15 protein-coding genes are annotated in these 20392 nt (G+C 73.5%); 6 read left to right on the forward strand and 9 right to left on the reverse strand.

Going from position 1 to position 20392, the window contains the following annotated elements; genetic code table 11:
* Positions 1-8: 8 nt before the first annotated feature.
* The gene (locus ACZ5ID_RS02540) at positions 9-878 is read right to left on the reverse strand and encodes a carbohydrate ABC transporter permease (protein WP_468893158.1); all 870 of its coding nucleotides are present in this window, start codon (positions 876-878) and stop codon (positions 9-11) included.
* A gap of 171 nt (positions 879-1049) precedes the next feature.
* Positions 1050-2336 (reverse strand): ABC transporter substrate-binding protein, encoded by a 1287-nt coding sequence (locus ACZ5ID_RS02545; RefSeq protein WP_468892715.1) that lies wholly within the window; start codon positions 2334-2336, stop codon positions 1050-1052.
* 374 nt (positions 2337-2710) lie between these two features.
* On the opposite strand from ACZ5ID_RS02545, the gene ACZ5ID_RS02550 reads away from it, so the two are divergent.
* A complete protein-coding gene (locus ACZ5ID_RS02550) occupies positions 2711-3724 on the forward strand; it encodes a LacI family DNA-binding transcriptional regulator (protein WP_468893160.1) in 1014 nt (337 codons plus the stop codon).
* On the opposite strand, the gene ACZ5ID_RS02555 is transcribed toward ACZ5ID_RS02550, so the two are convergent.
* Positions 3711-5831 (reverse strand): SpoIIE family protein phosphatase, encoded by a 2121-nt coding sequence (locus ACZ5ID_RS02555; RefSeq protein WP_468892717.1) that lies wholly within the window; start codon positions 5829-5831, stop codon positions 3711-3713. The genes ACZ5ID_RS02550 and ACZ5ID_RS02555 overlap by 14 nt on opposite strands.
* Positions 5832-6274: 443 nt before the next feature.
* Between ACZ5ID_RS02555 and ACZ5ID_RS02560 the strand changes: the two genes are divergently transcribed.
* The gene (locus ACZ5ID_RS02560; protein ID WP_468892719.1) at positions 6275-7882 is read left to right on the forward strand and encodes a phosphodiester glycosidase family protein; all 1608 of its coding nucleotides are present in this window, start codon (positions 6275-6277) and stop codon (positions 7880-7882) included.
* A 62-nt stretch (positions 7883-7944) separates the two neighbouring features.
* Here the strand turns inward: ACZ5ID_RS02560 and ACZ5ID_RS02565 are convergent, their stop codons facing one another.
* Entirely contained in the window at positions 7945-9999 is a 2055-nt protein-coding gene (locus ACZ5ID_RS02565) for a SpoIIE family protein phosphatase (protein WP_468893162.1), read from the reverse strand.
* Between the two features lie 140 nt (positions 10000-10139).
* Positions 10140-11027: a phosphatidylinositol-specific phospholipase C gene (locus tag ACZ5ID_RS02570; RefSeq protein WP_468892720.1), complete on the reverse strand. Its 888-nt coding sequence runs from the start codon at positions 11025-11027 to the stop codon at positions 10140-10142.
* A 186-nt stretch (positions 11028-11213) separates the two neighbouring features.
* Between ACZ5ID_RS02570 and ACZ5ID_RS02575 the strand changes: the two genes are divergently transcribed.
* On the forward strand, positions 11214-11747 hold the full coding sequence (locus tag ACZ5ID_RS02575; protein ID WP_468892722.1) for a GNAT family N-acetyltransferase: 534 nt from the start codon (positions 11214-11216) through the stop codon (positions 11745-11747).
* A 53-nt stretch (positions 11748-11800) separates the two neighbouring features.
* On the opposite strand, the gene ACZ5ID_RS02580 is transcribed toward ACZ5ID_RS02575, so the two are convergent.
* From ACZ5ID_RS02580 to ACZ5ID_RS02595, 4 genes are read right to left on the reverse strand one after another with little or no spacing between them, the layout of a single operon-like run.
* On the reverse strand, positions 11801-13000 hold the full coding sequence (locus tag ACZ5ID_RS02580) for a sensor histidine kinase (protein ID WP_468892724.1): 1200 nt from the start codon (positions 12998-13000) through the stop codon (positions 11801-11803).
* A complete protein-coding gene (locus ACZ5ID_RS02585) occupies positions 12997-14742 on the reverse strand; it encodes a sodium/solute symporter (RefSeq protein ID WP_468892725.1) in 1746 nt (581 codons plus the stop codon). The genes ACZ5ID_RS02580 and ACZ5ID_RS02585 overlap by 4 nt, the downstream gene beginning before the upstream one ends.
* Positions 14743-14776: 34 nt before the next feature.
* Positions 14777-15133 carry a hypothetical protein gene (locus tag ACZ5ID_RS02590; protein ID WP_365101350.1) on the reverse strand — a complete coding sequence of 119 codons (357 nt, stop codon included), beginning with the start codon at positions 15131-15133 and terminating at the stop codon, positions 14777-14779.
* Positions 15134-15166: 33 nt separating this feature from the next.
* Positions 15167-16216 (reverse strand): PP2C family protein-serine/threonine phosphatase, encoded by a 1050-nt coding sequence (locus tag ACZ5ID_RS02595; RefSeq protein ID WP_468892727.1) that lies wholly within the window; start codon positions 16214-16216, stop codon positions 15167-15169.
* A gap of 194 nt (positions 16217-16410) precedes the next feature.
* On the opposite strand from ACZ5ID_RS02595, the gene ACZ5ID_RS02600 reads away from it, so the two are divergent.
* From ACZ5ID_RS02600 to ACZ5ID_RS02610, 3 genes are all read left to right on the forward strand, one after another.
* Positions 16411-17004, forward strand: a complete 594-nt coding sequence (locus ACZ5ID_RS02600) for a TetR/AcrR family transcriptional regulator (RefSeq protein WP_468892729.1) — start codon at positions 16411-16413, stop codon at positions 17002-17004.
* Entirely contained in the window at positions 16997-17857 is an 861-nt protein-coding gene (locus tag ACZ5ID_RS02605) for an alpha/beta fold hydrolase (protein WP_468892731.1), read from the forward strand. Before ACZ5ID_RS02600 ends, ACZ5ID_RS02605 begins: the two co-directional genes overlap by 8 nt.
* A gap of 175 nt (positions 17858-18032) precedes the next feature.
* A complete protein-coding gene (locus tag ACZ5ID_RS02610; protein WP_468892732.1) occupies positions 18033-20348 on the forward strand; it encodes a glycosyl hydrolase family 18 protein in 2316 nt (771 codons plus the stop codon).
* Positions 20349-20392: the final 44 nt, after the last annotated feature.

A 20392-nucleotide genomic window follows, 5' to 3' on the forward strand; every position in this document is an offset into this window, starting at 1 on the left:
GTCGGTGTTCACGCGTCCTCCCTCCGGTCCGCCCGCAGGACGAGCAGCATCAGTGCGACGGTGATGACGAAGACCACGACGGAGATCGCCGAGGCGTAGCCGACGCGTCCGGTGAGGCCCGTGCCGACCCGCTGGACGAGCATCACCAGCGTGGTGTCCTCGCCCGCGGGGCCGCCGCCGGGGCCCGCCATCAGATAGACCTCGGAGAAGACCTTGAAGGCCGAGACCGAGGAGAGCGCCGCGACCAGGACCATGGTGGAGCGCAGGGCGGGCACGGTGACGGTGAAGAAGCGGCGCACCGCGCCGGCCCCGTCGACCGCGGCGGCCTCGTGGAGTTCGCGCGGTACGTCGGCCAGCGCCGCCAAGTAAATGATCATGTAGTAGCCGAGGCCCTTCCAGACGGTGACCGCCATGGCGCTGCCCAGCAGCAGCCACTGGTCGCTCAGGAAGCCGACCCTGCCGACGCCCACCGCCTCCAGCACCGAGTTGATCAGCCCGCGGTCGTCGAGCATCCACACCCAGATGAGGCCCACCACGACGATGGAGGCCACCACCGGGGTGTAGAACGCCGCCCGGAAGAAGGCGATGCCGGGGATGTGCCGCTGGACGAGCATCGCCAGGAGCAGCGGCAGGACGACGAGCGCCGGGACGACGCCGAGGACGTACAGGGTGCTGTTGCGCAGGCCGGTCCAGAACATGTCGTCGTGCCACAGCTCGCGGAAGTTGGCGAGGCCGACGTAGTGGCCGGGCACCAGGGTGCGGCGGTCGGTGAAGGAGTTCAGGACGGTGCTGACGAACGGGTACAGGCTGAACACGCCGACGACGAGCAGTCCGGGCGCCGCGAACAGCCAGGGGCTGGTGGGCAGATGGCGCCGGATGCGGCGGCCGGCCCGCGGGGGGGGGGGGGGGGGGGGGGGGGGGGGGAAGGGGGGGGGGGGGGGGGAGGCTGCCCCGGGGCGGCCGGGGGGGGGGGCCCCGGCCCCCCGGGGCGGCGGTGCGGGCGCCGGAGGGGTGTGCGGTGGGGGCGGCAGGGCTGTCCATCGGACGGCTCAGCTCTGCTTCAGTAGCTGGTCACACGCCTTGACAGCGTTGTCAAGCGCTTCCTTGGGGCTCTCCTTGCCCTGGAGCGCCTTGGCCACCTCGTTGCGCAGCGCGACCTTCATCTGCTCGCTGAAGAGCACCGGTGTGTAGTTGACGGCCGTCTTCAGGGACTTGGCGGCGGCGATCCGCACCCGGGTCTCGTCGCCGCCGTCCTCCTTGGTGAAGTACGGGTCGTCGAGGGAGCCCGCGGTGCTGGGGAAGATGGCGACCTTCTTGGCGAACTCCATCTGGCGGGTGGCGTCGGTGACGAAGTGCGCGAAGGCGACGGCCGCGGGCTTGTGGCCGCTCCTGGCGTTCACCATGACGCCCATGACGTACATGTTCGCCTTGCCGGTGCTGCTGATCTGGTCGGTGATCCCGATGTTCTTGTAGAGCGTCGGCGCCTGCTTCTTGAAGTTGGCGAGGTCGAGGGCGCTGCCCGGGTTCATGGCGACCGACTCGGTCAGGAACTTGTGGCCGGTGGACTCGGGGGTGGCGGTCAGCGCCTGCGGGTCGAGCGCCATGGCGTCGTACAACTCCTTGTACTTGGTGAGCAGTTCGACCCCCTTGGCGTCGTTGAACGCGAAGCCGTCGCCGTTCTTGTTCATCTGCTCGACGCCGTAGCGGCCGAAGTCCTCGATGGTGGGGATGTTCGCGAAGGTGGCGATCTTCCCGTTGCTCTGCTTCGCCATCCGCAGCCCGGCCGCGAAGACCTCGTCGTACGTCTTCGGGGGCTTCTGCGGGTCGAGGCCCGCCTCGGTGAACAGCCGCTTGTTGTAGAACAGCGGACCGGTGTTGAGGTACCAGGGGAAGGCGTACGTACCCTGCGTGCCCGGTATCCGGTGGCTCTCCCAGGCGCCGGGCAGGTACTCCTTGCGGTAGTCGGGGGCCGCCTTGTCGAGGTCGAGCGCGAGCCCGGCTCTGGCGAGCGGGGCCACCAGGTCCGGCGAGACGTTGACGACGTCGGGGAGGGTGCCGCCGGCCGCGTCGGCGCTGATCTTGTCGGCGTAGCCCTCGGCGGGGCGGTCGACCCACTTCACCTCGGTGCCGGGGTACTTCTTCCGGAAGTCCGCGATCACACCGTTGAAGTAGTCCTTGAAGTTCGCCTGGAGGTTCCAGGTCTGGAAGGTGATCTTCCCTTCGACCTTGCCGGACGCGTCGGAGGAGCCCGAGTCGGAGTCGCTGGAGCAGGCGCTCAGCGGCAGGACGGTGGCGAGGACGGCGGCAGCGGCGAGTGCCCTGCGGGGGATGCGCACGGTGTACGGCTCCTTTGCTCGGACCAGACGTGCGGACGGCGGAGCCCGGCCGCCGGGGGCGCCCCTCGAGGCCGCCCCCGGCAAGGACGCGATGCCGGGCGCTCACATCGGCAGACTTTGCGGTGCGATTTGTCAAAAAGTCAATAGGCCGCCCCAGTTGGATGACGTAGACGCAGGTCACCGCTGTGCGCACGGCAGTTGCGGTGATCTACTAATGCGCTTTAGAGTCGGGGAGCTCAAGCGCATTAGTACGCTGGGGCATTCACCGGCCGCGATCGGCCGGAACCAGCGGGGAAGGGGCACGGGTGACGGACAGCCCGCCGGCCGGCAAGGACACACGGGCGGCCCGGCGCACACCGGCGCGCCGCCCGACGATGAAGGACATCGCCCAGCGCGCCGGGGTGTCGGAGAGCGCGGTGTCGTTCGCGCTCAATGACCGCCCGGGCGTCTCCGAGGTCACCCGGGACCGGGTCCGCCGGGTCGCCGAGCAACTGGGCTGGCGGCCGAGCACGGCGGCCCGGGCGCTCTCCGGCGAGGGCGCGGCCACGGTCGGCCTGGTGGTGGCGCGCCCGGCGGCGACGCTCGGTGTGGACTCGTTCTTCCTCCAGCTGATCTCCGGTATCCAGGAGGTCCTGGCGGAGCGTCAGCTCGGTCTGCTCTTCCAGGTGGTGGAGGACGTGGCGGCCGAGTGCGCGGTGTACCGGCGGTGGTGGGCCGAGCACCGGGTGGACGGTGTCCTGGTGGTCGACCCGCGCACCGACGACCCGCGCCCGGAGCTGCTCGGCGAACTGGGGCTGCCGGGCGTCGTCATCGGCGGTCTGGCGGGTACCCACCCCGACCTCTCGCAGGTGCGCGCCGACGACGCCGCGGCGATGGCCGCGGTCGTCGGCAGGCTCCATGCGCTCGGCCACCGCCGGATCGTGCACATCGCGGGCCTCGGCTCACTCGCCCACACCGACCGCCGTATCCGCTCCCTGCGCGCCGAGGCCGAGCGGCGGGGCCTGGCCGGGGTCCGCTCGGTGACCACCGACTACTCCGACACCGAGGGCGCGGCGGTCACCCGCCGGGTGCTGGGCGGCCGGGCGGCGCCGACCGCGCTGGTCTACGACAACGACGTGATGGCCGCGGCCGGCGCGGCCGTGGTCGCGGGGCTCGGCCTCTCGGTGCCCGGGGACGTCTCCATCGTGTCGTGGGAGGACTCGGTGCTGTGCCGGATGGTCCATCCGTGGCTCACCGCGCTCTCCCGGGACACCCTCGCCTTCGGGCGGCTCGCCGCGCGCGAGCTGACGGCGCTGCTCGACGGCGCCGCCGCCCGGTCGGTCCCGATGCCGCCGCCCCGGCTGATCGAGCGGGAGAGCACCGCTCCCCCGCCGCTCACCGGGGCCTGAGCAGCAGGAGCGCCACGTCGTCGCTGCGCCCCTGGGTCTCCTGCACATGGCGTACGAGGGCCTCGGCGACCTCCTCCAGGGGACGCCCGCCCACCTCGGCGAGCCGGTCGGCGACGGCCGCCACCGACTCGTCGAGGTCCACGCCCGAGACCTCGACCAGACCGTCGGTGTACAGGGCGAGGACCGACCCGGGCGGCAGCGGCACCTCCGTGGTCGGGTAGACGGCCCCGGCCTCGATGCCCAGCAGCGGGCCGCCCGCCAGGTCCAGCGTGCGCACCCGCCCGTCCGGGTCCCTCAGCAGCGGCTGGGGATGCCCGGCGCGGGCCAGCAGGGCACGGCCGCGCGCGGTGTCCAGGTGCAGGTAGATGCAGCTGGCGAAGCGCTCGGCGGCCAGCTCGACCAGGAGCCGGTTGGTGGACTCCATGACCCGGCCGGGGGTCTGCCCGACGGCGGTGTAGGCGCGTACGGCCGTGCGGACCTGCCCCATCAGGGCCGCCGCGGTGACGTTGTGGCCCTGGACGTCCCCGATCACGGCGGCTGCCGCCGTCCCGACCGGCAGCAGGTCGTAGAAGTCGCCGCCGATGTCCATGCCCTGGGTGGCCGGCAGATAGCGCGCGGCCACCTCCAGACCCGGCAGGTCCGGCAGGGTGTGCGGCAGCAGGGCCTCCTGGAGGCCGTGGGCGAGCCGGTGCTTGGCGTCGTAGAGACTCGCCCGCTCCAGAGCCTGGGCGATCAGCCCGCCCACGCTGGTCAGCACCGCGCGCTCCTCGGCCGTGAAGGCGCGCTCCTCGGCGTAGCCGAGCACACAGGTGCCCACGGCCCGGCCGGAGGCGATCAGCGGCAGATAGGCCCAGGCGGCCATCCCGTCGGGGGTCGCGTTCCGCAGCGGGTAGAGCCGCTCCAGCTGCGCGCGCGACTCGTAGAACCCCGGTACGCCGGTGAGCAGGGCGCGTACGCCCGGGGTGTGCGCGGTGAGCGGCATCCCGTCGAAGCGGTCCACCAGCGAGGGGTCGTCGTATCCGCGCTGGCCCAGCACATGGAGCCGGCCGCCGGAGGAGCCGAGCATGACCAGGGTCCGGCTGCCCACCGCCGGCATGATCTCGTCGGCCACCAGATCGACCACGTCCCGTACGCCCACGGCCTCGGTCAGCGCGCTGGCCAGGCTCAGGACGTGCGAGATGGTCACCAGCCGCCCCGGTCCCTCCCCCTCGTCGCGCTGCGGACGGCCTCCCCGGGGGGTGGCACGGGCCCGGGTGATGCGCACGCTGAGCCCGGTGGTGCTCGGGTAGAGCCGGAAGGAGAGCCAGTCGCCGGGCGGGCGCAGCGCCACGAACGAGGTGATCTGCTGGCTGAGCAGCGCCGCCCGGTAGCGGTCCTCGTACATCGGGTCGTTGAGCCACGGCAGGGTCACCCAGGGCGGGGTGCCGAGCAGGCGCTCCACGGGGACGCCGAGCAGGTCGGCTGCGGACTGATTGGCGTACTCGACCCGGCCGTCGAGGTCGAGCGCGCAGAGCCCGTACGGCAGGCGGGCGGCCATCCGGGCGGCCTGGGCGGCGCCGTTCTCCCCGGGCGGCAGCTCCACCGGACGCATCGCCGACTCGGGCAGCACCGGGATGCCCTGGCGGGCGGCCCACTCCATGTACTCGGCGAGCCGGTCGCAGGCGGCGGTCAGGCGCTGCCGCTCGGTGCGGGACAGGTCCGCCGGGTGCGAGCCGGGCCAGGTCGTGTAGACGGCCCCGTAGACGGTGTCGGCGGTGGCCACGGGGAGCGCCGCCAGGGCGAAGGGGTAGGGCAGCACGACCGCGATCCGGGGGTAGCGGCCGGCCATCTCCTCCTCGCCGCCCACCCAGACCAGACGGCGTTCGCGGGCCGCGTCGGCGACCGGGATGGGGGCGGCGAGCCCGACCCGCTCCCAGGGCGCGGCGAACACCCGGGGCAGGCCCGCGATAGCCGCCATGACCAGGACGTTCTCCCCGGGATCGAGCACATAGACGGCTCCGGAGTGCGCCTGGACGTCGTCCAGCAGCCCGGTCAGTACGCGGGAGAGCACCGCCTGGTGCGGGGGCGCGCGGTCGGGCGGAGGACCGGGCGCATCCCGGTCGGGCACGGCGGACCACCTCCTCCAGGGCCGCACGGGGACACCTCTGGAAGATCCAGGCTGCCCGCTGACGGCCGTCACCGCACGGCGAGCGGGCCCGGCGGCGTGCCGGGGCGGCGGGGAGCGGCGGGGAGCCGACCGGGGGACAGCGCGGGGCGGGCCTCGGCGATTCGTGTGGAAGATCCCTCCGCCTCCGTTATAAATCGGACTAAATAACTGACGGATCATCATGTGGGAAGAGGGCGCCGCGTGCGACACATGCCCCGGTGGGGACGCGACAGCCGTGGTGCGAACGGAGGTTGAAGTTCGGCCGGGCCAACTACTTCTGGCCGCCTGCCTCGTTCACTCATCAGTGAGAGTCACTTCATGTGGGCAGCGTGTCACGTATCAGCGCAAGTCATGTCCACACCATCTACTTTTCGACGCACCTTCCCACCCATGAAGGAAGCCTCATGCGCCGAACCACCCTCGCCACCGCGCTGTCAGCCGCCGTCGCCCTGACCGCCGCGGTCGTCGTCCCGACCGCCGAGGCCGCCCCCCACGGTGCCCTCCGGCCCTCCCTCGTCTCGTCCGCCAGACCGTTCCTGCCGCCCCTGCCGACCACCGCGGCGCCGGTGACCCGGGTCCTGAGCCCGGGCGTCACCCTCACCACCTACACCTTCGGCAAGAAGGACGCGGACGACTTCTGGACCGCACACGTGTTCCTGCCGGCCGACCCCGCCGGCCGGCTCGACCGGGCCACCACCGAGCTCGGCCCGAAGGACACCGCGGACCGGGTCGCCCAGGCCCTGCGCGAGCGGGGGTTCGCACCGCGGGTCGAAGAGGTCCGCTCCCCCGCGTACGCCGACCTCGCGGCGGGCACGCTGGGCTGGACGGTCCGGGTGGGCTCCTTCGCCGAGCGCTCCGGGGCGGGCGCGGAGCTGGCCAGGGTGAAGGCCGCCGGGTTCACCGGGGACACCCGCTACACCGCGCAGGACGGCACCGACCCCGGGGCCCCGCAGAAGGTCAACGTCCTGCGGGTCGACTTCCACGAGTTCCAGGGCAAGATCGACACCGAGTTCGGACCCACCCTGCACGGCACCGAGCCGGCCACCGATCTCGTCGCCCGGGCGCACGCGGTCGCGGGCATCAACGGCCAGTGGTTCTACAACGACGCCCCCGGCGGGTTCTACGTCAAGGACGGCAAGGTGCTCGCCTCCGCGACCCAGGGCCGGGGCGCGATCACGATCACCAAGGGCGGGCGCGACGTCCGTGTCGGCACCATCAAGGCGCACATCTCGCTGCGCACGCCCGGCGGCGCCACCCAGGAGATCGACGGCGTCAACCGCTTCCCCGGCGACGTCTGGAACTGCGGAGGCGTCGGCGGCGACACGCCCACCGAGAAGCCGCAGCACGACTTCGAGTGCACGGACCCCAGCGAGCTGGTCCGGTTCACTCCCGAGTGGGGCACCCCGCCGTCCGGCGCGGGCGCCGAGGCGGTCCTCGACGCCGACGACAGGGTGGTCGAGGTGAACTCCTCGCGCGGGGCCGCCGTCCCGGCCGGGGGCTCCACCGTCCAGGCCATCGGGGACAGCGCCGAGTGGCTGCTCGGCCATGTGCGCGAGGGCGACCGGCTCGGCATCCGCACCCGCGTCACCGACGGCTACGGCCGCCCGGTCCCGCTCACCCGGGACACCACGATCATGCAGGTCGGTCCGACCCTGGTGCGCCACGGGCGGGTGTCGGTGAACGCGCTGGGGGACGGCATCATCCGGTCCGGCTCCGACCAGTCCTTCACGTACGACTGGACCAACCGCGCCAACCCGCGCTCGATGATGGGCGTGGACGACCGCGGCCGGCTGATGCTGGCCGTCGTCGACGGCCGCCAGGCGGGCTACAGCGAGGGGCTGAGCATCGCGCGGACCGCGGAGCTGATGCGCCAGCTCGGCGCCCGCGAGGCGCTCAACCTCGACGGGGGCGGCTCCAGCGTGATGGTGACGGCGGCCGACGGCGTGATCAACCACCCGTCGGACTCCTCGGGTGAGCGCTCGCTCGGCGACGCCTGGGTCATCAAGCCCTGAGCCGGTACGTTCCCCGCCCCCCGGGGTGACCGGTCCGTGCTCGGTACAGCGGCGCGGGCCGGTCAGTCCTCCGGGGGCTCCTCCGGCGGCACCACCGGCCGCCCGGCCGGCGGTTCGGCGGCCGGGCCCCGCGCGTCCTGCGGGACGAACTCGCACCACACCGCCTTGCCGTCGCCCCGGGGCTCCACGCCCCAGCGGGCGGAGACCGCCTCGATGAGCAGCAGGCCGCGCCCGGAGGTGGCCGCCTCCCCGGGCGTCCTGCGGCGCGGCCGGACGCTGGAGCGGTCCTTGACCCACAGCCGTACGCGCCGCACCGGCTCGGGCAGCACCTCCAGGGTGAGGACGGCGCCTCCCTCGGTGTGCAGCAGGACGTTGCCGAGGAGCTCGCCCGCGGCCAGCTCCACGTCGTCGACGAGCTCCGCGAAGCCCCAGTCCTCCAGGGCCCGGCGCAGGGCCACCCGGGACTCCGCCAGGCCCTCGGGGTCGGCCTGGTGGATGTACTGGTGGATCCGGGGGGCCTGCGGGGTGCCCGGGTCGGGGGCGCGCCGCAGCACCAGCAGGGCCACGTCGTCACCGGTACCCCAGCGCTCCCAGAGGCTGGCGGAGAGGTGGTCCGCGAGCGCGTCCGCCCCCTCGGGGCCGGTCCGCACCGCCGCCGCCAGGGCGTCCATCCCGGCCGTGATGTCCAGGCCCGGCTCCTCCACCAGCCCGTCGGTGCACATCACCATCGTCTCGCCGGGCACCAGGTCGAGGCGGGTCTCGGGGAAGTCCTCGTTGTCGAACTCGGTGGCGAGCCCGAGCGGCAGGCCGCCGCGCAGGTTGGGGCGGCCCACCCGGCCGTCGGTGTGCCGGATGAAGGGCCCCAGGTGGCCGGCGCGCACGGCCCGGACCCCGCCGGAGACCAGGTCCACCTGGGCGTAGGTACAGGTCGCGAAGCGCTCGGTGTCGAGTTCGGCCAGGAAGCGCGAGGCGCGGGCGAGCACGGTGGCGGGCGCGTGCCCCTCCCCGGCGTAGGCCCGGATCGCGATCCTGAGCTGGCCCATGATCGCGGCGGCGTGGGTGTCGTGGCCCTGGACGTCGCCGACCACGACGCCGACCCGGCCCCGGGGCAGCGCGATCACGTCGTACCAGTCGCCGCCGACCTCGCGCCCGCCCCAGGCCGCGTGGTAGCGCACGGCGATCTCGGCGCCGCTCACCTCCGGCACATGGCGGGGCAGCATCGAGGCCTGCAGGCCGGTGGCGAACTCGCGTTCCTGGTCGAAGAGGATGGCCCGCTGGAGCGACTGGGCGACGATGCCCGCGAGCCCCAGACAGAGGTTGCGGTCCTCGGCGGAGAAGTCGCTGCGGCCCCGGAAGAAGAGCGCGAGGCCGCCGACCGGGCGGGCCTGGGCGATCAGCGGCAGGAAGGCCGCCGCGTCCAGTTCCAGGCGCTGGATGTACGGGGCGAGCCGGGGGAAGGTGTGGCCCAGCTCGCCCAGCGAGGTGACGAACCGGGGCCGGCCGGTCAGCACGGCCTCGGCCAGCGGCAGCGAGTCGTCCAGGCGGTGCAGCTTCAGCTCGTCGAGCGCCTCCATCGAGTCGCCGGACATCGCGATGACCTTCAGCGCGCCGCCCTCGACCAGCCCGAGCAGCAGCCCGTCGGCGCCGAACCGCTCCCGCCCGCCGCTGCCGGTGAGGACCTCGGCGACGTCGTCGACGGTCACCGCCTTGGAGAGCGCCTCGGTGGTGCCCTGCACCATGCCGGTGATGCGTCGCCGGCCCGCCTCCAGCGGGCTGATCAAGGTGTACTCGGTGAGCTCGGTGGAGGCGTTGCGGACGATCCCTAGGACGCGGTAGGCGTTGCCCCGGTCGTCGCGCAGGATGCGTCCGCGCACATGGGTCCACTGCCGGTGTCCGTTGCGCCGCCTCAGCTGGAAGTAGGCGCCGTAGGAGGAGCGGCCGGTCTGCATGGCCTCGGCGATGACGCCGTCGACCCGGGCGCCCTCCTCGGGCGGCACCCGGGAGGCCAGCGAGTCGGGGTTCCCGTCGTACTCGCCCGGCCTCAGGTCGAAGACGGCGAGACCGGCCTCGTCGAACGCGAGGGTGTTGTTCTCCAGGTCCCAGTCGAAGCTGCCCATGCGGTTGAGGGCCAGCCTCTCGCCCGGCCCGATCCGCCGTCGCTCGCGTCCAGCCACTGCGTCAGCTTAACTTCGGGGGTTTTTCCTCCGCATCAGCAGGCCGTGCCCACTGGGCCCCCCGTGGTGCGAACGGCCCGCGGTCACCCGTTCGGCTGCGCCCGGAGGGCGGCCGGGGCGGGATTGTGCCGCAGGAGCGCGTCGATGAGCCCCGGGGCCGCTTCGGGGAAGTCCATGGGGACGATTCCGAGCCCGGTCCGGCCCGCCATCGCGGAACCGTCCAGGAAGGAGCACACCTGCGGGTTGAGCCGGGCGGCGTTCCACTCGGGCGGCAGCCCGGCCGCCGTGCTCGCATAGTTGACGTAGAGCCTGCCGGGCTGGTCGGCGGCCTTGCGGAACTGGGCCTCGATCTTCGGGTACTTGCCGAAGGGCTCGGCGTTGTAGTCGTCCTGGATGTCGAAGAGCGCGGGGTCGCCGTAGCGGACGCCGGGCAGACCGCCGTTGTCGGCGAGCAGGACCACCCTGCCCCGGGCCTCGCCGAGCGTGGGCAGTGCGGCGTCGAGGCGGAACAGCGGGCGCCAGCCCTTCTGGTCGAGGTAGAGGTCGAAGATCCGGCGGAACTCGGCGTCGCTCACCGTCGAGTACTCCTGCTTCACCCGCATCAGCACCGTCTCGCCCGGGTGGGCGGCCAGGAAGTCCCGGCAGGCGATCAGCACGTCGCCGAACATCAGGTTCTGGTAGAAGGCGGCGTGGTGGATCGCGAAGGAGTCGCCGGTGGCCCGGCAGCGTACGTCCAGGAAGCGGACGCCGGCGTTCAGCTGGGCGGCGACGACGGCGTTCTGGCACTCGACCCACAGGCCGCCGAAGCGGGCGCCGGAGTCGTGCGTGCCGGGGATCGTCAGCCGGCGCAGGTCGGTCGAGCCGCTCAGAACCGACATCCAGTCGCTGGTGCTCGACGCGGCGCCCGCGTACGCCAGGAGCCCGGCGGCCGGAAGCACGGCCGCGCCCTTGAGAAATCCCCGCCGGTCCATGCCCACGCTCCCCCTGCCGCTCGGCGGCCCCCGTGGGCCCCCCGGTCGTCGCTGTGGCATGGAAGCACAGCGGGCCGTCGGAGAACAGGCGTCGCGCGGCACGGATCGCGGTCGGCGCGGGCCGGACGGCGACCGCCGGGGAGGCGCTGATTACCGGTTCGGGCCCGTATTCGACAGGATGGGCGCATGACCGAGATCCACACCCCCCGTCTGCTCCTGCGCCGCTGGGACGAGGACGACCTGCCCGCCCTGGCCGACATCAACGCCGATCCGGACGTCATGCGCTGGACCGGGGACGGCTCGGTCCTCGATCTGGAGCGGACCGCCGACGACATCGAGCGCTGGGAGGAGGAGTGGGACGAGGAGGGCTTCGGGCTCTTCGCCGTCGAACTCCTCGGCTCGGGCGAGCTCGCCGGTTTCACGGGCCTGACCGTGCCCGAGTACCTGCCCGAGGTGCTGCCCGCCGTGGCGGTCGAGTGGCGTCTGGGACGGCAGTTCTGGGGGCAGGGGTACGCGTCGGAGGCCGCGCAGGCCTCGCTGGAGTTCGCCCTCCAGGACCGGGGCCTCGACCGGGTCCTCGCCATCGCGCGCGTGGGCGACAGCGCGTCCGAGAACGTCATCCGCAAGCTGGGCATGGTCCCCGAGAGGGTCACGACCGACCCCCGCACCGGCAACCAGCTGGCGGTGCACTCCATCGACCTCACCGAGTACGCCGGCTAGGGCGGGGCGCGGAAGGCCCCGGCCTGCCCGGAGACGGCTTTCCGCGAGGTGCTTCAGGGCCGCTCCGGCGCCGGGTGGACGCCCGGCTGGTACTTGGGCAGCCGGACCGTGATCCTCATTCCGGCGCCGACCGCCGTCTCGATGACCAGGCCGTGCCCGTCCCCGTACACCTGGCGCAGCCGGTCGTCCACGTTGGACAGGCCGATGCCGGTGGACGGGCCGGCCTCGCCCGCCAGGATGCGGCGCAGCCGGTCGGGCTCCATGCCGACGCCGTTGTCCTCGATGACCACCAGGGCCTCCGACCCGGCGTCGCGCGCGGTGATGGCGATGTGGCTCTTGTCGGTCTTGCCCTCCAGACCGTGTTTGACGGCGTTCTCGACGAGCGGTTGCAGGCACAGGAACGGCAGGGTCACCGGCAGCACCTCCGGGGCTATCTGGAGCGTCACCGAGAGCCGTTCCCCGAAGCGGGCGCGGACCAGGGCCAGGTACTGGTCGATGGCGTGCAGTTCGTCGGCCAGGGTGGTGAAGTCGCCGTGCCTGCGGAAGGAGTAGCGGGTGAAGTCCGCGAACTCCAGGAGCAGTTCGCGGGCCCGGTCGGGGGCGGTGCGGACGAACGAGGCGATGACGGCCAGGGAGTTGAAGACGAAGTGCGGGGAGATCTGCGCCCGCAGCGCCTTGATCTCGGCCTCGATGAGCCGGGTGCGGGAGCGGTCGAGGTCGGCGAGCTCCAGCTGCACCGAGACCCAGCGGGCCACCTCGCCCGCGGCCCGTACCAGCACCGCCGACTCGCGGGGCGCGCAGGTGACGAGGGCGCCGTGCACCCGGTCGTCGACGGTGAGCGGGGCCACGACCGCCCAGCGCAGGGCGCAGCCGTCGTCGTCGCAGCGGATGCGGAACGCCTCGCCCCGGCCGGTCTCGCGGATGCGGCCGAGCCGCTCCAGGATCTCCCCGGCGTGGTGCTCGCCCGCCCCGTCCCAGGTCAGCACCGAGGACCCGTCGGTCAGGCACAGCGCGTCGGTGCCGAGCAGGGTGCGCAGGCGCCGGGCGGCGCGGCGCGCGGTGTCGGGGGTGAGCCCGGCGCGCAGCGGCGGCGCGGCGAGCGACGCGGTGTGCAGGGTCTGGAACGTGGCGTGCTCGACGGGTGTGCCCAGATCGCCGAGGCCCTGCGGGCGCGCGGTGCGCCGCCCCGCCCAGAAGCCGGCCGCGACCAGGGGCAGGGCAGCCGCGAACATCCCGGCCAGGAACCCGTTCACGCCCGCTCCTGACGGGGCGCGGGGTGGGCCGGTGTGCCCCGCCGGCCCGCGTACAGCGCCTCCGGCAGATGGAAGCGGGCCAGGGTCGCGGCCGTGCCCGCCGGGACGCGGGCCGGGGTCGCCAGGGACACCAGGACCATCGTCAGGAAGCCGAGCGGCACCGACCACAGGGCGGGCCAGGCGAGCAGCGCGTGCAGCGGTCCGCCACCGGGCAGCCCGGCCATGGTGGCGGTGACCGCGAGCAGCGCCGAACCGCCGCCCGCCACCATCCCGGCGACCGCGCCCGGCGGGGTGAGCCCGCGCCACCAGATGCCCAGCACCAACAGCGGGCAGAACGAGGAGGCGGAGACCGCGAAGGCCAGGCCCACCGCGTCGGCCACCGGCAGCCCGCCCACCAGGGCGCTGGCGGCCAGCGGCACCGCGACCGCGAGCAGGGTGGCGAGGCGGAAGTGCCGTACGCCCCGGGCCGGCAGTACGTCCTGGGTGAGGACGCCCGCGACCGCCAGGGTCAGCCCCGACGCGGTGGACAGGAACGCCGCGAAGGCGCCGCCCGCGAGCAGCGCGCCGAGCAGGTTGCCGCCGACTCCGCCGATGACCAGGTGCGGCAGGACGAGGACGGCCGCGTCCGCCTGTCCGGTGAGGGCGAGTTCGGGCGCGTACAGCCTGCCCAGGGCGCCGTAGACGGGCGGCAGCAGATAGAAGGCGCCGATCAGGCCGAGGACGACGACCGTGGTGCGGCGGGCGGCGACGCCGTGCGGGCTGGTGTAGAAGCGGACCACGACGTGCGGCAGGCCCATGGTGCCGAGGAAGGTGGCGACGATCAGCCCGTACGTGGCGTACAGCGGACGCTCCTTGCGGGCGTGGGCGAGCGGGGTGGACATGCCCGCGCTGCCCGCGTCACTGCCGGGGACCCGGTCGCCGGCGGCGAAGACGAGCCGGGTGCCGCGTTCGACGCGGTGGGTGCCGGCGGGCAAGAGCACGCGTTCGCCCTGGTGGCGGGTGCCGTCGACGGTGCCGGTCGCGGTGACGGTGAGCGGGGCGGCGAGGGTGAGGTCGAGGGTGTCGTCGACGCGCACCGACCGCTGCTCGCGGAAGGCGGCGGGCTCGTCGAAGGCGACGCGGGGGGCGCCGTCGCCGTGCCAGGCGAGGACCAGGAAGAGGGCGGGCACCAGGAGGGCGGTGAGTTTCAGCCAGTACTGGAAGGCCTGGACGAAGGTGATGCTGCGCATGCCGCCCGCGGCGACGGTGGCGACGACGACCACGGCGACCAGCACCCCGCCGAACCAGCGCGGTGCCCCGGTCAGTACGTTCAGGGTGAGGCCCGCGCCCTGGAGCTGCGGCAGCAGATAGAGCCAGCCGACGCCGACGACCAGGGCGGCGGCGAACCGGCGCACGGAGCGCGATTCGAGGCGCGCCTCGGCGAAGTCGGGCAGGGTGTACGCGCCGGAGCGGCGCAGCGGGGCCGCGACGAACACCAGCAGGACGAGATAGCCGGCGGTGTAGCCCACCGGGTACCAGAGCATGTCGGGGCCCTGGACGAGGACGAGTCCCGCGATGCCGAGGAAGGAGGCGGCGGAGAGGTACTCGCCGCTGATCGCCGCGGCGTTGAGCCGGGGGCCGACCGTGCGCGAGGCCACGTAGAAGTCGGAGGTGGTCCGGGATATGCGCAGGCCGAGCGCGCCGACGAGGACCGTGGCGAGGACCACGAGGGCCACGGCCGGTACGGCGTAGTTCTGGTTCACGTGTCCACGTTCCTGGGCGGCGCCGGGCGGGCGCTCAGCGGTCCTCGACGAGGCGGGCGAAGTCCTGTTCGTTGCGCTCGGCCCGCTTCACGTACCAGCGGGCGAGCAGCACGAGCGGCGGGTAGACGCCGAAGCCGAGCACGCCCCAGACGAGGCCGGGGTTCTGCGGTCGCACCGCGAACACCAGCGGCAACGGTCCGACCAGCAGTACGAGCACGGCGAACACGGTCAGTCCGGCGAGCAGTTGGCTGCGCATGAGCGAGCGCACATAGGTGTGGCCGAGGGTGGTCTGCTCGTCGATCTCGGTCCGGGGCCGGTAGCCGGCGGGCCCGCGGGTGCGCCGGGGCACCCCGGTGACGACGACACGGCGTTCCGTCGGATCCTGCGGCACGGCTGCCTCCCCAAGGCTGTGTGTCGCCAGAGACTAGTCCCGGTAGCGCAGGAGGAGCATGGCCGCGTCGTCGTGGAGGGGGCCGCCGGTGTGCCGCATCAGATCGGCGCGCAGGTCCTCCAGCGCCGTCTGCGGGTCGGGGCCGTTCAGCAGGAGGGCGCGGCGGGACAGCGGGTAGAACGTGCCCGAACGGTCGCGGGCCTCGGTGACGCCGTCGGTGTAGAGCAGCAGTTGGTCGCCGGGGCCGAAGTCCACCCGGTGCGGCTCGGGTCCGCCGCCCGGACAGAGGCCGAGGCCGAGCGGCAGGGCGTACCGGGGCGGCTCGTGGAAGTGGACCGTGCCGTCGGCGCGCAGCAGGGCGGGCGGCGGGTGCCCGTAGTTGAGGAAGACCGCGCCTCCGTCGGGCACGAGCTCGGCGATCAGGGCGGTCACGAACCTCTCCCCGTCCATGGCGCGCCCGGCCGCGCGCTCGACGCGCGCCCCGACGCCCTTGAGGTCGGGTTCGTCGTGCGCGGCTTCCCGGAAGGCGCCGAGGACGGCGGCGGCGGTCTCCACGGCGTCCAGGCCCTTGCCCTGGACGTCGCCGATGATGACCCGTACGCCGTCCGGCGCCGCGACCACTTCGTACAGATCGCCGCCGATCCTCGCCTCGGCGACCGCGGAGGTGTACGAGACGGCCGCCCGCAGATGTCCGGCGCCGCGCGGCACGGGGCGCAGCAGGACGCGCTGGGCGGCTTCGGCGATCGAGCGCACCCCGGCGAGCTCGGCCTCGCGGCGCTCGCGCATCCGGGCGGCGGCGACGCCCGCCACCGTCACCCCGACCACCGAGGCGAGCGCGGCGAAGCCCCGGCGCTCCTGGAAGAGCCCGTTGTGGAGGCCGAGCCCGCAGCCGACCAGCAGGGCCACGGCCCCGACGGCGACCGGCCGCCGCCAGCTTCCCACCAGGCCCGCGAAGGCGGGGCCGAGGGAGACGAGGGCGAGCAGGCCGACGCCGGGGCCCGCGGCCACGTCGACGGCGGCGACCACGGCCATGACCGCGTACGGGAGGACCGTGAGGACGTCGGTGCCCGTTCTTCCCGCCATGGCCGTCCCACCCCTTCCGGTACAGAGCGCCGCCATGTCCTCTTCCGTCCCCGGCGACACGTCTTCCGAATCCCTTCACCCGCGATCGGGATGGCGCCCGCTTCCGTACCTATGTATCCTAGGTTTCAACCTAGGAGGCCTAGGAAACACGCCCGCCCGGGGTGGCGGACATCGACCACGGAGGTACGGGGCGCATGGCGCGTGCGGGACTCACGGCGGACCGGATCACGGCAGCCGCCGCCGATCTGGCGGACGAGGCGGGGTTCGACCAGGTCACCCTGTCGGCGCTGGCACGGCACTTCGGCGTCAAGGACGCGAGCCTGTACTCGCACGTCAAGAACGTGCGGGAGCTGCGCACCCGGGTCGCGCTGCTGGCCGGCGGCGAGCTGATCGACCAGATCGCGGTCGCGGTGGCGGGCCGCTCGGGGCAGGACGCCCTGACGGCGTACGCCGACGCCTACCGGGCGTACGCGCGGGCCCACCCCGGCCGGTACGCCGCGACCCAGATCAAGGTCGACCCGGAGCTCGTCGCCGACGCGCCAGCGATGCGGCGGACCGTGGAGATCACCTACGGGATGCTGCGCGGCTACGGGCTCGCCGAGCCGGACCTGACCGACGCGGTGCGGCTGCTGCGCAGCACCTTCCACGGCTACCTCAGCCTCGAAGCCCAGGGCGGCTTCAACCACGTACGCGACGTGGACACCTCGTGGCGGCGGGCCGTGGCCGCCCTGCACGTCGCCCTCACCCACTGGCCGGCCCCGTCCCCCGAGGAAGCGAACCATGCCTGACCTGCGTGTACCCGGCGCGACCCTGTACTACGAGAAGCGCGGCACCGGTCCGGTGCTGCTGATGATCCCGGGCGGGGGCGGGGACGCCGCCTCCTTCGACGCGGTGGGGGCGGACCTCGCCGACCGGTTCACCGTCGTCGCCGTCGACCCGCGCGGCAAGTCCCGCAGCGCCGCCGGTGAGCGCGGCCAGGACCAGTCGGTGCGGACGCACAGCGACGACATGCGGCGGCTGCTCGACGAGGTCTCGCCGGACGGGCCCGCGTTCGTCTTCGGCGCCAGTTCGGGCGCGATCACCGCGCTCGACCTGCTCGCCCGCCACCCGGAGCGGCTGCGCCTGGTGGTGGCCCACGAGCCGCCCACGCTGGGGCTGCTGCCCGACGCGGACCGGTGGCGGGCGGCGTTCGCGGGCGTCGTCGAGGCGTTCGGCCGCGACGGTCTGGAGGCGGCGATGGCCGCGCTGGGCGCGGCGGCGGGCCAGGAGCGCGCCGACGAGCCGGACGACGAACGGGAGCGGGCCGCGGCGCCGGAGCGCGCTCCGGACGACGCCGAGCGCTTCCGGCGGATGCGGGAGAACATGCCGCAGTTCCTGGAGCGCGAACTGCGGCAGTTCAGCGGCCACATGCCGGACCTGGAGGCGCTGGCGGCGCACTCCGGGCGGCTGGTCCCGGCCTGCGGGCGCGCCTCGCGGGGCCTGCTGCTCGCCCGTCCGGCCGAGGTGCTGGCGGAGCGGTTCGGCACCGGGCTGGTCGAGTTCCCCGGCGGCCATGTGGGTCTGAGCACCCATCCGGTGCGGTTCGCCGCGGTGCTGCGGCGGACGCTGGTGGCGGCCATGGCCGGGGAGGCGGCGGTGTAGCGGGGACCCGCCGGGAGGCGGTGGACCGGCCGGGGCGGGCGGCAAGGCGGTGGACCGGTCGGGGGCAGCGGTACGAAAAAGGTCTGGACCAGACGGTTGACCGATTGGTCCAGACCTTCTACGTTGCCCAGCGATCCGCCCTGTCCCATCCCCCACGGCACCACAGGGAGGAACGATGTCCCCGTCCTCGCCACCCACCCCCTTACCGGGCTCCTCGCCGCGCCGCGGACTGCTCGCCCTGCTCGGCGCGCTGCTGCTCCCCGTCGCCCTCCTGACCGGTCTCGCCGCCACCCCGGCCCACGCGGCGAGCGGTCTGACCGCCTCCTTCTCCAGCCAGGACAACGGCTCCTGGTGGAAGGGGACGTACGTCATCCGCAACACCACCTCCTCCCCCGTCACCGGCTGGACCCTGGAGTTCGACCTGCCGGCCGGGGTCTTTGTCAGCGGCCACTACAACGGCGACGCCACCGTCAGCGGGCGCCATGTGACGGTGCGGAACGCGTACTACAACGCGACCGTCAAGGCCGGCTCCACGACCGAGCCGTACAGCTACTGGTTCGTGGCGAACGGCCCGGTCGGCGCGCCCGGCGCGTGCACGGTCAACGGCGACAAGTGCGACGGCTCCCCGGACGTCCCGCCGTCCGCGCCCGGCACCCCCCGGGTCACCTCGGTCACCGCGCACGGCGTCTCGCTCGCCTGGGCGGCGGCGACCGGCGGTGGCCACCCCGTGGCCTCGTACGACGTACTGAGCGGCGATGCGGTCGTCGCCACCGCGACCACCCCCTCCGCCACGGTCACCGGCCTCACCCCGGCCACCGCCTACACCTTCACCGTCCGGGCCAGGGACACCCGGGGCAACACCGGTCCGCCCAGCGCGGCGGTCACGGCGACGACCACCGACCCGGCCTCCGACCCGGTCCCGCCCACCGCGCCGGACGGGCTGCGCTCCACCGGCCGGACGTCGACGAGCGTGAGCCTGGCCTGGAACGCGTCGAGCGACAACGTCGGCGTGGCCGCGTACGACGTCTACCGCGACGGGGCGCTCTCCCAGACGCTCCCCGCCACCACGCTCACCGCGACCGTCGCCGGGCTGACCCCGGCCACCGCGTACACGTTCACGGTCAGGGCACGCGACGCGGCCGACAACACCTCGCCCGCCTCCGCGGCGCTGGCCGTCACCACCGACGACCAGGCGGGCGCCGGCAAGTACCTGAAGGTCGGCTATTTCGCGCAGTGGGGCATCTACGGCCGCCAGTACTTCGTCAGGAACCTCGACACCTCCGGCTCGGCCGCCAGGCTGGATGTCGTCAACTACGCCTTCGAGAATATCGATCCGGCCAATCTGACCTGTCTGGCCGGGGTCACCAAGGGCGTGGGCGGCAACCCCCAGGACCCCGACCAGGGCACCGGCGCGGGTGACGCGGACGCCGACTACGCGCGGCCGATCGCCGCCGCCCAGTCGGTCGACGGCGTCGCCGACGACGGCTACGCCAAGCTCCGCGGCAACTTCAACCAGATCAAGAAGCTCAAGGCCAAGTACCCCCGTCTGAAGGCCGTCGTCTCGCTCGGCGGCTGGACGTACTCGAAGTACTTCACGGACGCCGCCGCCACCGACGCCTCGCGCAAGAAGTTCGTCTCCTCCTGCGTCGACGTGTGGATCAAGGGCAATCTCCCGGCCTACAACGGCGCGGGCGGCCCGGGCACCGGCGCCGGGGTCTTCGACGGGATCGACCTGGACTGGGAGTGGCCCGGCCCGCCCGACGGCCACGCGGGCAACCACTACTCGGCGGCGGACAAAGCCAACCTCGGCCTGCTGCTGGCCGAGTTCCGCAAGCAGCTCGACGCGCTGGGCGGCCCGCACCGGCTGCTCACCGCCTTCACACCCGCCGACCCGGCCAAGCTCCAGCAGGGCTGGGACCTGGACACGGTCTTCTCCTCCCTCGACTTCGCCAATGTGCAGGGGTACGACTTCCACGGCGCCGGCAGCGACAACTCCTGGGAGCCGGACCGCACCGGCCACCAGGCGAACCTCTACGCCGACACCCAGGACCCCTACGCCACCCACTTCAGCGTCGACGCGGCCGTCCAGGCCTATCTGGACGCCGGGGTCAACCCGCGCAAGCTCACCATCGGCTTCCCGTTCTACGGCCGGGGCTGGCAGAGCGTCACGGACGGCGGTGCGCACGGCGAGTGGCAGGCGGCGAAGGGGGCCGCGCCCGGCCAGTTCCCGGAGGAGGCGGGGGTGCGCGGCTACGGCAACATGATCGGCGCGGTGCCGGGGCTGACGGTCTTCCACGACGAGCAGTCGGTCTCCACGTACGGCTGCACCGGGGCCGACGGGCAGTGGTGGAGCTTCGACGACACCTGGTCCATCGGCAGGAAGACGGCCTATCTCAAGACGAAGGGGCTGCTCGGCGCGATGGTCTGGGAGATGTCCGGGGACACCCCCGGCGGCACGCTGATGAGCGCGCTGGCCGGCGGACTCGGCTGAGCCGGGCGGCTCCCGGGGCCCGGCGCGCCAGGGCGTGCTGCGAA

The sequence above is a fragment of the Streptomyces sp. NPDC031670 genome (assembly GCF_055580545.1).

Excerpts from the sequence above, each read along its gene's own strand:
- ACZ5ID_RS02550 (WP_468893160.1), top strand. The coding sequence starts at position 2,711 with ATGAAGGACATCGCCCAGCGCGCCGGGGTGTCGGAGAGCGCGGTGTCG.
- ACZ5ID_RS02560 (WP_468892719.1), top strand. The coding sequence starts at position 6,275 with ATGCGCCGAACCACCCTCGCCACCGCGCTGTCAGCCGCCGTCGCCCTG.
- ACZ5ID_RS02565 (WP_468893162.1), bottom strand. The coding sequence starts at position 9,999 with ATGGGCAGCTTCGACTGGGACCTGGAGAACAACACCCTCGCGTTCGAC.
- ACZ5ID_RS02570 (WP_468892720.1), bottom strand. The coding sequence starts at position 11,027 with ATGGACCGGCGGGGATTTCTCAAGGGCGCGGCCGTGCTTCCGGCCGCC.
- ACZ5ID_RS02575 (WP_468892722.1), top strand. The coding sequence starts at position 11,214 with ATGACCGAGATCCACACCCCCCGTCTGCTCCTGCGCCGCTGGGACGAG.
- ACZ5ID_RS02595 (WP_468892727.1), bottom strand. The coding sequence starts at position 16,216 with ATGGCGGGAAGAACGGGCACCGACGTCCTCACGGTCCTCCCGTACGCG.
- ACZ5ID_RS02600 (WP_468892729.1), top strand. The coding sequence starts at position 16,411 with ATGGCGCGTGCGGGACTCACGGCGGACCGGATCACGGCAGCCGCCGCC.
- ACZ5ID_RS02605 (WP_468892731.1), top strand. The coding sequence starts at position 16,997 with ATGCCTGACCTGCGTGTACCCGGCGCGACCCTGTACTACGAGAAGCGC.
- ACZ5ID_RS02610 (WP_468892732.1), top strand. The coding sequence starts at position 18,033 with ATGTCCCCGTCCTCGCCACCCACCCCCTTACCGGGCTCCTCGCCGCGC.